At 66.3% G+C, this 14,369-nt stretch carries 8 protein-coding genes and 3 pseudogenes; 3 read left to right on the forward strand and 8 right to left on the reverse strand.

Annotated features, from left to right (window positions below; genetic code table 11):
- Positions 1-38: 38 nt before the first annotated feature.
- The 3 genes from ADT71_RS30785 (at position 39) to ADT71_RS25705 (ending at position 6,454) form a co-directional block, all read left to right on the forward strand.
- Positions 39-1,586 (forward strand): hypothetical protein, encoded by a 1,548-nt coding sequence (locus tag ADT71_RS30785; RefSeq protein WP_156336825.1) that lies wholly within the window; start codon positions 39-41, stop codon positions 1,584-1,586.
- An 82-nt stretch (positions 1,587-1,668) separates the two neighbouring features.
- Entirely contained in the window at positions 1,669-3,612 is a 1,944-nt protein-coding gene (gene uvrC, locus ADT71_RS25700; RefSeq protein ID WP_054441501.1) for an excinuclease ABC subunit UvrC, read from the forward strand.
- Positions 3,613-3,652: 40 nt separating this feature from the next.
- The gene (locus ADT71_RS25705; RefSeq protein WP_231636198.1) at positions 3,653-6,454 is read left to right on the forward strand and encodes a M1 family metallopeptidase; all 2,802 of its coding nucleotides are present in this window, start codon (positions 3,653-3,655) and stop codon (positions 6,452-6,454) included.
- Positions 6,455-6,490: 36 nt separating this feature from the next.
- On the opposite strand, the gene ADT71_RS25710 is transcribed toward ADT71_RS25705, so the two are convergent.
- From ADT71_RS25710 to hisG, 8 genes and pseudogenes are all read right to left on the reverse strand, one after another.
- The gene (locus ADT71_RS25710; RefSeq protein ID WP_054441502.1) at positions 6,491-7,351 is read right to left on the reverse strand and encodes a JmjC domain-containing protein; all 861 of its coding nucleotides are present in this window, start codon (positions 7,349-7,351) and stop codon (positions 6,491-6,493) included.
- Entirely contained in the window at positions 7,348-7,833 is a 486-nt protein-coding gene (locus tag ADT71_RS34510; protein WP_231636210.1) for a GNAT family N-acetyltransferase, read from the reverse strand. Before ADT71_RS34510 ends, ADT71_RS25710 begins: the two co-directional genes overlap by 4 nt.
- Entirely contained in the window at positions 7,719-8,474 is a 756-nt protein-coding gene (locus ADT71_RS34515; RefSeq protein WP_231636199.1) for a GNAT family N-acetyltransferase, read from the reverse strand. The genes ADT71_RS34510 and ADT71_RS34515 overlap by 115 nt, the downstream gene beginning before the upstream one ends.
- A 177-nt stretch (positions 8,475-8,651) precedes the next feature.
- A pseudogene (locus ADT71_RS25720) lies at positions 8,652-10,744 on the reverse strand (sodium-translocating pyrophosphatase).
- 161 nt (positions 10,745-10,905) lie between these two features.
- Positions 10,906-11,864: pseudogene (gene thiL, locus ADT71_RS25725) on the reverse strand (thiamine-phosphate kinase).
- A gap of 82 nt (positions 11,865-11,946) precedes the next feature.
- Positions 11,947-12,405 (reverse strand): transcription antitermination factor NusB, encoded by a 459-nt coding sequence (gene nusB / locus ADT71_RS25730; RefSeq protein ID WP_054441504.1) that lies wholly within the window; start codon positions 12,403-12,405, stop codon positions 11,947-11,949.
- Positions 12,402-13,690: pseudogene (gene hisD / locus ADT71_RS25735) on the reverse strand (histidinol dehydrogenase). The gene nusB and the pseudogene hisD overlap by 4 nt, the downstream one beginning before the upstream one ends.
- Positions 13,690-14,346, reverse strand: a complete 657-nt coding sequence (hisG, locus tag ADT71_RS25740; protein ID WP_054441505.1) for an ATP phosphoribosyltransferase — start codon at positions 14,344-14,346, stop codon at positions 13,690-13,692. The pseudogene hisD and the gene hisG overlap by 1 nt, the downstream one beginning before the upstream one ends.
- Positions 14,347-14,369 lie beyond the last annotated feature (23 nt).

A 14,369-nucleotide genomic window follows, 5' to 3' on the forward strand; every position in this document is an offset into this window, starting at 1 on the left:
GACGGACATTTTTCGAGGCGGGGCTCGGCTACAATGCCATGATCGGCCAGTGGATGTTCAACATCACCGGCGACGGCAGCTATACGGATGCCGAGACCCGCACCGACCGGCGCCGGGACCTGACCGGATTGCAGGATGCGGCAGAGGCCGGCAGTCTCGACGTGGCAGGTGCCTTGCCCTTCGTGCCGGGCGCCGGTGTGGATGTCGCGCGCAGTCGCACGACCGGGCTGTCCTCTCTCGCGACGCTTTCCGGCACGCCCTTCAGCATGCCGGCGGGGGATGCGAACCTCACCTTCAAGGGCGGGTATGACTTCAGCCAGGTCCGGAGCGAGACGACGGCGATCAACGGCGCCGGCAGCAAGCTCACGCGCGGGGACGTTTCGGCAGGCGTCAACCTGGCGATTCCGCTCACCAGCCAGGGCGATTTTCTGGGCGGGATCGGCGATCTTGCGCTGAATGTCAGCGCCGGGCTCGACCATCTTTCCGACTTCGGCACTCTCACTGACTGGAGCGCCGGTCTCACCTGGTCGCCGACCGGCAAGCTGACCTTCCAGGCGAGCTACCTCGTCGACGAGGCCGCGCCGACGCTGGCATTGCTCGGCGCCCCGAACGTGCTCACCTACAATGTCTCGGTCTACGATTTCACGCGGAACACCACCGCGCTGGTGACGGTGCTGACCGGCGGTAACCAGGATCTCGTCAAGGAAAAGCAGCGCGACATCAAGATGTCGGCGACGTGGGAGCTGCCCTTCATGGAGCGCTCGAACCTGCTCGTCGAGTATTTCCACAATCGCTCCTCGAACGTCAGCGAAGCTTTCCCGATGCTCACGCCGGCCGTGGAGGTGGCGTTCCCGGGCCGTGTCCAGCGCGACGAGGCAGGCAACCTGACCTATGTCGACCGGCGCGCGGTGACGTTCGACGAGGAAACCAGTTCGCGTATCCGCTGGGGGCTGAATCTCTCGGGCAATCTCGGTAGCCAGAACGGGCAGGGCGGTCCGGGCGGTCCGGGCGGACCTCCTTCCGGCGGCGGTACGCGTCCCGGCGGGGCGCCGGGCGGTCGTGGCGGGCCGCCGATGATGGGGCCCGGAGGCCCCGGCGGGAAGGGCGGTCGCTGGAACATCTCCGTCTATCATACCTGGCGCTTCACGGACCGCGTGACGATTGCGGACGGGGTGGAGACGCTCGACCAGCTCAATGGCGAGGCGCTGACGGCCGGCGGCGTTCCGCGCCATGCGATCGAGGCCGAGGGCGGTCTGTTCAGGAACGGCTACGGCCTGCGCCTCAAGGCCGAATGGGAAGCGCCCACGCATGTCAACGGCAGCGGCGCGCCGACCAGTTCCGACTTGCGGTTCGGCAGCACTTTCGACGTGAACCTGCGCCTGTTCGCCGATCTCGGCAGGAACGAGGCCCTTGTGGCGAAGATGCCCTTCCTCAAGGGCGCGCGGCTTTCGCTGACGGCGGACAACCTGCTCGATTCGCGGCAGAAGGTCACCGATCAGAACGGCCTGGTGCCTATCGCCTATCAGGCTGCCTACCGCGAGCCGCAGGGCCGGGTGCTTGGCATAGATTTTCGCAAGATGTTCTGATCGTCCCCCCTTCCCGGACCTGATCCGGGAAGAGGGGAGGAGACCGCTTCCCCTTCAGCGCTTCAATCTCTATCTGGCGCTCATGGCGCGAACACCTGCCGGTACTCCCGAACACCCCAATGGCACCGAACGCTTCAACGAGGAGCGGGCGCGCGACACGCTGCGCGGTTCGGACCAGCCCGATCTGCAAGCCGGCGTGGAGGTCATCCGCGAGACGGTGCGGACCCTCCCGGCCAAGCCCGGCGTCTACCGCATGCAGGATGCCCGCGGCGACGTGCTCTACGTGGGCAAGGCGCGGGTGCTGAGGAACCGGGTGGCCAACTATACCCAGTGGGAGCGCCTTCCCGGACGGCTCCAGCGCATGGTCAGCCAGACGCGTTCGATGACCATCGTCACCACCAATTCCGAGGCGGAGGCGCTGCTGCTCGAAGCGCAACTGATCAAGCGCTTTCGCCCGGCCTACAACGTGCTGCTGCGGGACGACAAGTCGTTCCCCTTCATCCTGCTGCGCGCCGATCACGACTTTCCGCGCATCATGAAGCACCGGGGCGCGCGCAAGATGAAGGGCAATTACTACGGCCCCTTCGCCAGCGCCGGTTCGGTCAACACCACGATCAACGCGCTTCAGAAGCTGTTCCTGCTGCGCTCCTGCACCGACAGCTTCTTCTCGCGGCGCGACCGGCCCTGCCTGCTCTACCAGATCAAGCGCTGCTCGGCCCCCTGCGTGGGGCGTATCGACGAGGCGGGCTACGGCGAACTCGTGAAGGAGGCCAAGGACTTCCTTGGCGGCAAATCGAGTGCGGTGCAGAAGAAGATCGAGAGCCAGATGGCCGAAGCTGCGGAATCGCTGGACTTCGAACGCGCGGCGATGCTGCGCGACCGTCTGCGCGCGGCGACCTTCATCCAGGGCAGCCAGGCGATCAATGCCGAGGGCATGGACAGCGCCGATATCTTCGCGATGGCCTGCAAGAACGGGCAAGTCGGCGTGCAGGCCTTCTTCATTCGCGGCGGCCAGAACTGGGGCCACCGCGCCTTCTTCCCGACCCATACCGAAGGGCTGTCGGAAGAGGAGGTGTTCCAGAGCTTCCTTGCCCAGTTCTACGAGGAAGTGCCGCCTTCGCGCACGATCCTGGTCGACCGGGAATTGCCCGAGGCCGAACTCATGGCCGAGGCGTTCCGAGAACTGGCGGGCGGCAAGGTCGAGATTTCGGTGCCCCAGCGCGGAAATCGGCGGCGCCTGATCGAACAGGCGATGCGCAATGCCGTGGAAGCGCTTGACCGCCGGATGGCCGAGCGCGGTTCCCAGGCGAAGATCTGGCGCGAGATGGCGGAATTCCTCGAACTGCCGGACCTGCCGCAGCGCGTGGAAGTCTACGACAACTCGCACATTCAGGGCAGCAAGGCTGTCGGCGCGATGGTGGTGGCGGGGCCGGAGGGCTTCCTCACCAGCCAGTACCGCAAGTTCAATATCCGCGAGGCGCAGTCGAACGACGATTTCGCGATGATGCGCGAGGTCATGACCCGTCGCTTCGGCCGCGTGCAGGAAGAAGACCCCGAGCGTGAGAGCGGCACCTGGCCGGACCTCGTGCTGATCGACGGCGGCAAAGGCCAGATGAGCGCGGTGAAGGACGCGCTGGAAGAACTCGGCATCGAGGACGTGAACCTCATCGCCATCGCCAAGGGGCCGAACCACGGGCGTGAGGGGCGCGAGGTGTTCCATTTCCCCGACGGGCGCGAGAAGATGCTGCCGGTCAATTCGCCGCTGCTGTTCCATCTCCAGCGTCTGCGCGACGAAGTGCACCGCTTCGTCATCGGGGCGCACCGGGCGAAGCGCAGCCGGGCGATCACCGCCAGCCCGCTTGACGAGATTCCCGGCATCGGCCCGGCCCGCAAGCGCGCCTTGCTGCTCCACTTCGGCACGGCCGGAAAAGTGCGTGCCGCCAGCCTTGCCGATCTCCAGCGCGCACCCGGCGTCAGTGCGGCGGTCGCGCAGACGATCTACGATTTCTACCATCCGAACGGCTGACCGCTTCCATACGAACGGCCGACTCCCATCGACGAACGACATGGCCGCTACGCGACACTTCGCGCTAGGACGCGCGCATTCGCTTGCGCGCGGGGTGGACCTGCGCATCAGCATCAAAGCCGATTTCCCGGAGCTTCAGCCTCTCATGCGTTCTTCCCTGCGTAACCTTGTCACGGCCGGCGCCGTGATTGCTTTCGCCGTTTCCACGCACGCTTTCGCCGCAGCCGTACCGCCCGCCGCTTCGGGCGCGCCAGTGCCGCTGGCCGACACCGTGCCAAGCGACCTGCCGCGCAGCGCCCGGCCCAGCCACTACCGCATCGAGGTCACTCCCGATGCCGAGAAGCTGACGTTCACCGGCACGGTCTCGATCGATCTCACCGTCTTCACCGCCAGCGATGCGCTGACCCTGCACGGAAACGGCCTCACCGTCTCCGCCGCGAAGCTGGTCGCCGAGAACGGCATGCAGATCGCGCTCCAGACCAGTGCCGACGACAAGGCTCAGACCCTGCGCTTCGCTGCGGGCAAGGCCATCGCGCCGGGCAATTACCGCCTCGACGTGACATATGCGGGCAAGATCGGCACCCAGCCTTCCGGCCTCTTCGCGCTCGACTATCCCGACAAGCGCACCGGCAAGGACGTGCGCGGCATCTTCACCCAGTTCGAGGCGCCTGAAGCCCGACGGTTCGTGCCCAGCTTCGACGAACCCAGCTACAAGGCAACGTTCGACCTTTCCGCGGTCGTCCCCGCAGATCGCATGGCGATCAGCAACATGCCGGTGAAGGGCCAGGAAGCACTCTCCGGAGGACTCAAGCGCGTGACGTTCGCGACGACGCCGAAGATGAGCTCCTACCTGCTGTTCTTCGGCATGGGCGACTTCGAGCGCAGCGCTATGAAGGCGGCGGACGGCGTGGAAGTGGGCATCGTCTCGCCCACCGGCAGCGGCGCGAAGGCGGACTATGCCCGTGACGGGCTCGCCCAGATCCTGCCGTGGTTCGACGATTACTTCGGCGTGAAGTTCCCGCTGCCCAAGCTCGACAACATTGCAGCGCCCGGCTCGTCGCAGTTCTTCGGCGCGATGGAGAACTGGGGCGCGATCATGACTTTCGAGCGCATCCTTCTGCTCGACCCCGCCGTGACCAGCCCCGCCGGCAAGCAGAGCATCTACAGCGTGCAGGCGCACGAAACCGCGCACCAGTGGTTCGGCGATCTCGTGACGATGGCGTGGTGGGACGACATCTGGCTGAACGAAGGCTTCGCGAGCTGGATGGCCGACAAGGTCACCGACCACTTCAATCCCGAGTGGAACTGGAAGCTGAACGGCATCGACGGCCGCGAAGGCGCCATGGCGCTCGACGCGCTGCCGACCACGCACCCGGTTGTGCAGAAGGTCCGCACCGTTTCCGAGATGGAACAGGCCTTCGATTCGATCACCTACCAGAAGGGTCAGGCGGTCATCTCGATGCTGGAAGACTATGTCGGCGCCGATACCTGGCGTGCGGGCATGCAGACCTACATGCGCAATCACGCCTATTCGAACACCAGCAGCCGCGACCTCTGGGGGGCCATGGAATCGGCAGGCGGCAAGGACGTTGACCTCATCGCCGAGGCATTCACCCACACGCCCGGCGTGCCGCTGCTGCGCGTGAACGTCTCGGCTTGCGCTAACGGCAAGACCCGTCTCGACCTGACGCAGGATGCCTTCTCGCTCGATCCTTCGGCGCGTGCCTCCTCGACAAACGGCGGCGAGAAGCCGACCTGGCCGATGCCGCTACTGATCCGCGCCGGTAACGGCGAGCCGATGCGCCACCTGATGAGCGGCCGGACCGAGAGCCTGACCGTTGACAGCTGCGATGCCGTGCTCGTTAACGCGGGCCAGCTCGGCTATTACCGCACACTCTACAACGGCAAGGCGCTCGATGCGCTGGTCTCCTCGTTCGGCTCGCTTGCGCCAATCGATCAGTACGGGTTGCTGCGCGACAATCTCTCGCTGTCGCTGGCCGGTTATCAGGACATGTCGGCGGGCCTGCGTCTGCTGGCCTCGGTGCCTGGAACCGCCGATGCGACGCTGGCGGGCAAGGTCGTCGGCCAGTGGGAGAGTGTCTACGGCTTGCTTGACGATGCCAGGGTGAAGGACAAGCTCGCCGCGCGCATCTCGAAGACCTGGGCGCCGCGTCTCGACCAGCTGGGCTTCGATCCGGTCGCGAACGAGCCGCTGACCGATACCAAGCTGCGTGCGCAACTGATCGACAGCCTCGGCTCGATCGGCGACAAGCGCGTCGTGGCCGAGGCGCGCCGCCGTCTTCAGGGCCTTGCCGCCGATCCCAAGTCGCTGGACGGTCCGCTCAAGGGAACCTGGCTCGGCGTCGCCGCGAGCAACGCGACCCGCGCCGACTGGGACCTGCTGCGCCAGCAGGCGGCCCGGGCCACAAGCTTCGTCGAACGCCAGCTCTACTACACCGACCTCGGCATGGCGCCGGATGAGGCCATCGCCAGGGACGCCCTTGCGCTCGCCATTTCCGGCACGCCGGATGCCACAAGCGCCTCGCAGATCATCACCACGGTCGGCCGCGCACATCCCGAGATGACCTTCGATTTCGTCCGCGAACATCAGGCGGTGGTTGACGGGCTGATCGAACATTCCGGCCGCGCCCGCTTCTTCGCGCGCATTGTCGGGTCCACCACGAACCCGGAGATGGTCGGCAAGATCGAGGCCTATGCCGCCACGCTTCCGGCCGATGAGGCGAAGCCCGTGGTGCAGGCGCTGACCGGGCTGAAGGAGCGGCTGGCCAACCGGCCGCGCCAGCGGGCCGAGGTCGCGGCCTGGGTCAAGAAGGCCAGGTAAAAAGGGGCAGGGGGGCTATGCTCCCCTGCCTTCCCCCTATTTCTTAAACCTGCGAAGCACGCGCCAGGTGAAGGCCTTGACCCGATTGCGCGCAGGCCAGCGCTTCGTCCGGTGCGGTGACAGCCCCAATCCGCGCAGCCATCCGTTGAAAGCCCGCGCGTCCGCCTCGGCGAAACTCCATTCCGAGCGCCAGGTAATCGACAGCGAAACGGACGGAGCGCTGCCGTTGCGCACGAAATGCGGCGCCATGACCGGCACGTAGACCGCATCGCCCGGTGAAAGCGCGAATTCCGTGCCGCCGCAGAGCAGTTCGTCATGCCATTTGAGTTCGCGGCCGCCGCCGGTGTGATAGGTTTCGTGCACTTCGTCCGGCGCAAAGCGGGGATCGCCTGCGGGGAACTGGGTCATGACCTTGGTGCCGCGTACCTGCAGCAAGATATTGTGCTCGGGGTCGAAGTGGTAGGGCGTGACGCCGCCCGCCGAAGTGATGAAGGCGAAGGCCTGGAGCTTCATCATCCGGCCGGTCCTCGACTCGATCACAGGGCGCAGTTCGCCCAACAGGTCTTCGAGCAGCTGGGCGTAGGCTGGCACCTGCTCGATGTTCTTGATGACGGCCCAGGAGTTGGTGGTCTCGATCTCGCGGATGGTGCGGCCGATGGGAATGCCGGTGGCGGCAGGTTTGCCATCGACGCCGAGCGGCTGATTGCCGAAATTGTACTCGACCGAAGCAGGCGGAAGCGATTCCGCAAGGCAGGCCAGCGCTTCGAGCGCCATGAGAGGGTGGTCGCCGAGCGCATGAGTCAGCTTGTGCGCCGTTTCCGGGTAGTTCGCCGCAAAACGTTCGCGGGTGCTTTCGGAGAAAACTGGCGAGGAAGGGATCCGCGAGACCACGTTCATCGCCCCCCTCCCGCCGGATTGCGTACGAGTTCGGCGCGGACGAAGCTGCGAAACAGGCGGCGGCGCAGCGGTCCGCCGATGGCGATGGAAAGCCGCGCCATCGTGCGCCGTTCGCGCCAGAGGTGGTCGATCATCGGATGATCGGCAGCGGCGCAACTGTCGCTCCACTCGATATCGCCGCGTTCAAGGATGTCGAGGTTCTCGCGCTGGAGCAGGACGCCGGGCGAAAAGCGGGAGTAGCGCTCGTCGAAAGCGGTCTTGAAGGAGTATGCGCCCGGCGGGGTCAGGAAGCTGGCGAGCATGGCGATGGGGCGACCGCCCAAGGTGAGCGAGAGGCGTTCGAGGCGGCCGCGTGCCGCCGCGCCTTTCAGGCTTTCGCGAAACAGGGCTGCCGTACCCGCATGATTGGCCAGGGCGGAACCTGCTTTGCCTTTCCAGCCCGAGGCTTCGAGCGCGAGGAACCTCTCGCACCATTCGGGCAGTCCGTCCGCGTCGGAGCGCGCTCGGCCGCCACGGCGCCCTGTTCGGCGAGACGGGCCGCTTGGCGGCGCAGCTCCTTGCGCTTCTTGGAGGAGAGCGAGGCTTCCAGATAGGCATCGGCCGAAAGGTCCGAAGCGAGCAGGGCACGGTCTTCGCGCAGGACGATTTCGGTCTGGCGCGCCTCCCCGGAGATTGTCGCGGAAAGGGCGGCATGGATCGGTCCATCCACGGGCATGGCGCGTAGATGCAGGAACAGTGCCTGTCCCGCACGGTCGTCCGCCCAGTCCAGCACCGCGCGCCAGAAGTCCCGCTCGGCACCGCGCGCGATGAGCGGGACGCCGCAGAAGCAGTTTTCATGAAGCCAGCTTGCGAGATTGGGCACGGGCCACCGGTAATAGCGCGGCGCGCTTACCACGGGCAGGAGGCCGGCAAGTTCGCCTGCCTGCTCGAACAGCAGGACCATGACCTTACCTGTGTCGGGAAGGTGACGAAGCGAGGGCAGGAGGTACCAGCTCTCGAAGAAGGGGTTAGGTTCGCTGGCGCGCAGTGCCAGCCGGTCCCACGCCGCGATCTGGTCTTCCAGCGCGCGCCAGGGCAGGCAGGACAGCGTGCTTTCCGGCGGCATGGGGGCAGGAGCCGCCAAAGCGGTGTCCTTCCGAACCGAAGTGGCCTGCCGGTGAAACATGGTCGAATGCATCAGCCTGAATGGATCGCTGCTGATCCGTCCTAGCGTGGCGGCATCAAGGAATTGCTAACGATGCCCCGGGGAAAACGATCCCGGCGGATCGCTCCGCGCGGGGCCATCGTTCAGCGTTCCGGTTCAGCCTCCCGCCAGTGCGGCCAGCAGCAGCAGGGCGACGATATTCGTGATCTTGATCATCGGATTGACCGCAGGACCGGCCGTATCCTTGTAGGGATCGCCGACCGTATCGCCCGTCACCGCGGCCTTGTGGGCTTCGGAACCCTTGCCGCCGTGGTGGCCGTCCTCGATGTACTTCTTGGCATTGTCCCAGGCGCCGCCGCCCGAGGTCATCGAGAGCGCGACGAACAGCCCGCCGACGATGACGCCCAGAAGCAGGGCGCCCAGTGCCGCGAAGCCGTTTTCCGTGCCCGCGACCGCGGAGATCACGAAGTAGACCACGATCGGCGCCAGTACCGGCAGCAGTGAAGGCACGATCATTTCCTTGATGGCCGCCTTTGTCACGAGGTCCACGGTCCGTGCATAGTCGGGCTTGGATTCGTAGGTCATGATGCCGGGGTTGGCCTTGAACTGTTCGCGCACGTCCACCACCACGTCGCCCGCCGCGCGGCCCACCGCGGTCATGCCCATGGCCCCGAACAGGTAGGGCAGGAGCGCGCCGAGCAGCAGCCCTACGATGACGTAGGGATTTTCCAGGCTGAAATCGACGTTGAGGTCCGGGAAGAACTCCCGCAGATCATTGGTATAGGCGGCAAAAAGCACCAGCGCGGCAAGGCCGGCCGAGCCGATGGCATAGCCCTTGGTGACGGCCTTGGTGGTGTTGCCCACCGCGTCGAGTGCGTCGGTCTTCTCGCGCACGGCGTCGTCGAGGCCCGCCATTTCGGCAATGCCGCCGGCATTGTCGGTGACCGGGCCATATGCATCCAGTGCGACGACCATTCCCGCAAGCGCCAGCATGGCGGTAGCGGCATAGGCGATGCCGATGAGGCCAGCGAGCTGGTAGGCGACGATGATGCCGGTGACGATCACCAGCGTCGGCAGCGCAGTCGCCTCAAGACTGATGGCGAGGCCCTGGATCACGTTGGTGCCGTGGCCGGTTTCCGAGGCCTTGGCGATGGAGCGCACCGGGCGGTAACCGGTGCCGGTGTAGTATTCCGTGATCCAGATGATGAGCCCGGTGATGACCAGCCCCACCAGCGAACAGTAGAACAACGTGCGGCCGGAGAAATCGGTTTCGCCGATGAGGGCGTTGATGTCTCCCAGAGCATATCCGATCGCCCACCAGATGGCCGGGACCGAGAGTACCGCCGTGACCAGGAAGCCCTTGTACATAGCGCCCATGATGTTCTGCGAGGAACCGAGCCGGACGAAATAGGTGCCGATGATCGAGGTGACGATGCAGACGCCGCCGATCAGCAGCGGCAGCGCCATGAGGCCGGAGAAGTTGTCTATACCCTTCATGAGCAGGGCGGTCAGCACCATGGTGGCGCCGACGGTGACGACGTAAGTCTCGAACAGGTCTGCGGCCATGCCGGCACAGTCGCCTACGTTGTCTCCCACATTGTCGGCGATGACGGCGGGGTTGCGGGGGTCATCCTCGGGAATGCCGGCCTCGACCTTGCCGACGAGGTCGGCGCCGACGTCGGCCGCCTTGGTGAAGATGCCGCCGCCGAGACGCGCGAAGATCGAGATCAGCGAAGCGCCGAAGGCGAGGGCGGTGAGGCCCTGGACCACGGTGCGGTCTTCGCCGCCAACCGTATGTCCGCCGGGCCCGGTCAGGTACCAGTAGAACACCGCGATCGCCAGCAAGGCGAGGCCAGCCACCAGCATGCCGGTGATGCGCCCGCGCGGAAGGCCAGCGTGAGCCCTTGTTGCAGGCCGGTCTGCGCGGCGGCGGCGGTGCGCACGTTCGAGCGGACCGATATGTTCATGCCGATGAAGCCGGCGACGCCGGACAGGATCGCGCCGACGACGAAGCCGATGGCGGAAACCGTACCGAGCGTAACGGTGATAATGATGGCGACGACGAGGCCGACTACCGCGATCGTCGAATACTGGCGCTTCAGGTAGGCTTGGGCGCCTTCCTGAATGGCGGCTGCGATTTCCTGCATCTTTTCGTTGCCGGCTGGCGAGCCGAGCACTTGGCGGCTGGTGACGAAGCCATAGAGAATGGCCAGAAGCCCCAGGACAATTGCGATCGTGACTGGATTCACAAAACGCCCCCTTTTCCCAACGATGTAACGACGGGTTTTCCCGCTCGATCCGACTATGGCTATAGGGAAGCGGGATTAGTGGCAAGCGCGTTGATGGCGGCGGAATTTACGGAATTGCGCCATCCTGGATCAGGTTCGGCCTGCAACAGGTTCGGCCCGCTTCAATGCTGGTAGCCCAGTCGCTCCGGCAATGGCGTGGGCGCGCCGTTCCATTCCAGCGCAACGCCTTCCCCTTCGTCCACCGTCCCGATCAGATGTACGTGCGAGCCTGCCGAGGCGGCGGCGGCGCGTATGTAGGCGCTGTTCACGGCAGGGGCGGTGAACAGCAGGACATAGTCGTCCCCCGCCGTCATCGCGGCGATGCGCTGGTCGAGCCCGTCACCGGCCGTGGAGACGAGCGCGGGGGAAAGCGGAACCTCGTCCGCGGAGAGGGTGATGGCGACCGCGCTGGCCACTGCCATCCGGCGCGCATCGACAAGCAGTCCGTCCGAGACGTCCATCATCGCCGTCACCAGGGGGGCAAGCGCCACTCCCAGCGCCGGCTCCGGCATGGGGCGGCGGTAGCGATCGGCAAGCCATGCGGCATCGGTGCCCTGCACATCGCGGCCCGAGGACAGCAGGTCGAGACCCAGCCCGGAATCGCCGAGCGTGCCGCTCACCCACACGAGATCGCCCGCCTGCGCGCCGCTGCGGGAGGGCACGAGGCATTCGGTCGGCCCCAGGCCGAGCGCGGTCAGCGAGAAGCTGCGTGCGGAACCAGCCGGCATTCGCACGGTATCGCCCCCCAGGAGCGGCATCGCGAAATGGCGGCAGGCACGCTCCAGTCCCGCAAGGAAGGCACGGTCCCAGTCGTCTTCGCCAAGCGCGTGCGACTTGAGGCAGCCGAGCGGGGCCGCGCCTTTTGCGGCAAGGTCCGAAGCGTTCACGCGACGAGTTTCCAGGCCACGTCCTCGGGCGGGTCGCCGGGCAGGAAGTGGACGGATTCGACCAGGGTATCCATGGTCAGCACCAGCCGCTCGTCGCCGATTTCCAGAACGGCGGCATCGTCGGCAAGGCCGCGCGCAGCCGGGTCCACGGCAATCGCGCGCAGGGCGTCTATAAAGGCGAATTCACGGGTCACGCCGGAGACAATGGGCCGTGGCGGGCCCATTGTCGAGATCACGAGTGAACGCTCATGCTGCGCGGAAACGCGGCATCCAGGATCAGCGGACGACCTTGGCGACGGCGTCGAGCACGCCGTTCACGAACTTGGCTTCGCGCGCATCGAAGAAGGCGTGAGCCACGTCGAGATACTCGCTGATGGCAGCGCCGGTCGGCACGTCGGCGCGGGCGAGAAGCTCGTAGGTTCCCGCGCGCAGAATCTGCAGCATGGTCTTGTCGAGGCGGGGCAGCGCCCAGCCTTCGGCGAGCTTGCCCGAGAGCAGTTCATCGATCTCGTCACGGCGAGAGATCACACCCTTCACCACGTCGTCGAAGAAGGCGACTTCGGCCTTGGCGTATTCCTCTTCGTCGATCGTCATGCCGAGACGGTGGCGGTGGAATTCGTCAAGCAGGGTGGGCAGCAGGGTGCCCTCCATGTCGAACTGGTACAGCGCCTGGACGGCGGCGAGGCGGGCTGCGGCCCTGGCTTGCTTCGAGCCGGCTTGCTTGGAATTGCTCATTGGGAAAGTCTCACGGAAATGGAGCGCGCGTGCGCGGGAAGCCCTTCGGCGTCGGCAAGGGCAACGGCGGCGGGGCCGATGGCCTCCAGCGCCGCCTGGTCGAGCTGGATGAAGCTGGTGCGCTTCATGAAATCGAGGACCGACAGGCCCGAGGCGAACCGCGCGCGACGCCCGGTGGGCAGCACGTGGTTGGGGCCGGCGACATAGTCGCCCACCGCTTCGGGGGTCATGCGGCCAAGGAACACCGATCCGGCATGGCGGATCTTGCGGAACAGGCTCTCCGGATCGTCAGTGGCGATCTCGACGTGCTCGGCAGCGAGCGCATCGGCAAGGGCCGGGGCCTCGTCGAGGCTCTCGACAATGACGATCACGCCGTAGTCGTTCCACGACTGGCGAGCGGTTGCTTCGGTGGCGAGGGTGGACAGCTCCAGTTCCACCGCTTCGGCAACAGCGTCGGCATAAGCCGCATCGTCGGTGATGAGGATCGACTGCGAGGTCGGGTCGTGCTCGGCCTGGCTCAGCAGGTCGGCGGCAATCCGGCGGGGTTCGTTCTTCGCGTCGGCGATGACGAGGATTTCGCTCGGTCCGGCGACCATGTCGATGCCGACGACGCCGTAGAGCTGGCGCTTGGCCTCGGCCACCCAGGCATTGCCGGGGCCGGTGACAACGTCGACCGCGGCGATCCGCTCTGTGCCGTAGGCCAGCGCGCCGACGGCATGGGCACCGCCCACGCGCCACACTTCGTCCACGCCGGCAAGGTGCGCGGCGGCAAGGACGAGCGCGTTGACTTCGCCCTTGGGCGTAGGCGTGACGACGACGAGACGCTCCACGCCTGCGACCTTGGCGGGGATCGCGTTCATCAGCATCGAGGAGGGGTAGGCCGCGCGGCCGCCCGGCACGTAAAGCCCGGCGGCATCGACCGCGCGCCAGACCGCGCCGAGGCGGACGCCGGCTTCGTCGGTATAGTCGCGGTTTTCCGGCAGCTGGGCGGCGTGATAGGCGCGGATGCGGGTTGCGGCGAGTTCGAGCGCGCGCGCAGTTCCGGGGCCAGAGCTTCGAATGCGGCGCGGCAGGTTTCCGCATCGATGCGCCAGCCGCTCCGGTCGAGGTCGTGTCCGTCGAAGCGCGCGGTATAGTCGGCCAGCGCCGCGTCACCGCGTTCGCGCACTTGCGCCAGGATTTCGGCCACGTCGCGGGCGACATCGACGGCGCTCTCCCGGCGGTCGGAAACGACGCGCCGGAAGGCTTCCGCGAAGTCCCCGTCCTTGCTGGAAAGGCGCAGCATCAGGCGGCGGCCTTCTGTTCGGCTACCAGCGCACGGAAGGCTTCGACGAGCGCGGCCACGCGGTCGTCGGTCTTGAGCGCGGCACGGTTGACGATCAGGCGCGCGGAAATGTCGAGAATACGGCTGGTCTCGACAAGACCGTTTTCCTTCAGCGTGCGGCCGGTGGACACCAGGTCGACGATGCGGCTGGAGAGGCCGAGCGAAGGGGCGAGTTCCATCGCGCCGTTCAGCTTCACGACTTCAGCCTGTACGCCCAGCTTCTCATAATGGCGGCGGGTCAGGTTCGGATACTTGCTGGCGACGCGCAAGTGCGACGGCAGCGCCCCGCCGACTTCGCCTTCACGTTCGGCCACCGAGAGCCGGCAGTGCCCGATATCGAGGTCCACCGGAGCATAGAGGTCCGGGTAGGCGAACTCTTCCACCACGTCGGAGCCGACGATGCCGACTTGCGCCGCGCCATGCGCCACGAACGTCGCCACATCGAATGCGCGCACGCGGATCAGGCGCATCTCGCTGTTCTCGCACGCAAAAGAGAGCGCGCGGGACTTCTTGTCGTGGAATTCCGCCTCGGGCACCACGCCGGCACGCGCCATCAGAGGCAGCGCTTCGTCGAGGATTCGGCCCTTGGGCACGGCGAATGTCAGGCTTGTCGGCATGGTGCGCGCATTTAGGCTGCCAT

This window comes from Novosphingobium sp. ST904 (genome assembly GCF_001298105.1).
Lineage (GTDB): Bacteria > Pseudomonadota > Alphaproteobacteria > Sphingomonadales > Sphingomonadaceae > Novosphingobium.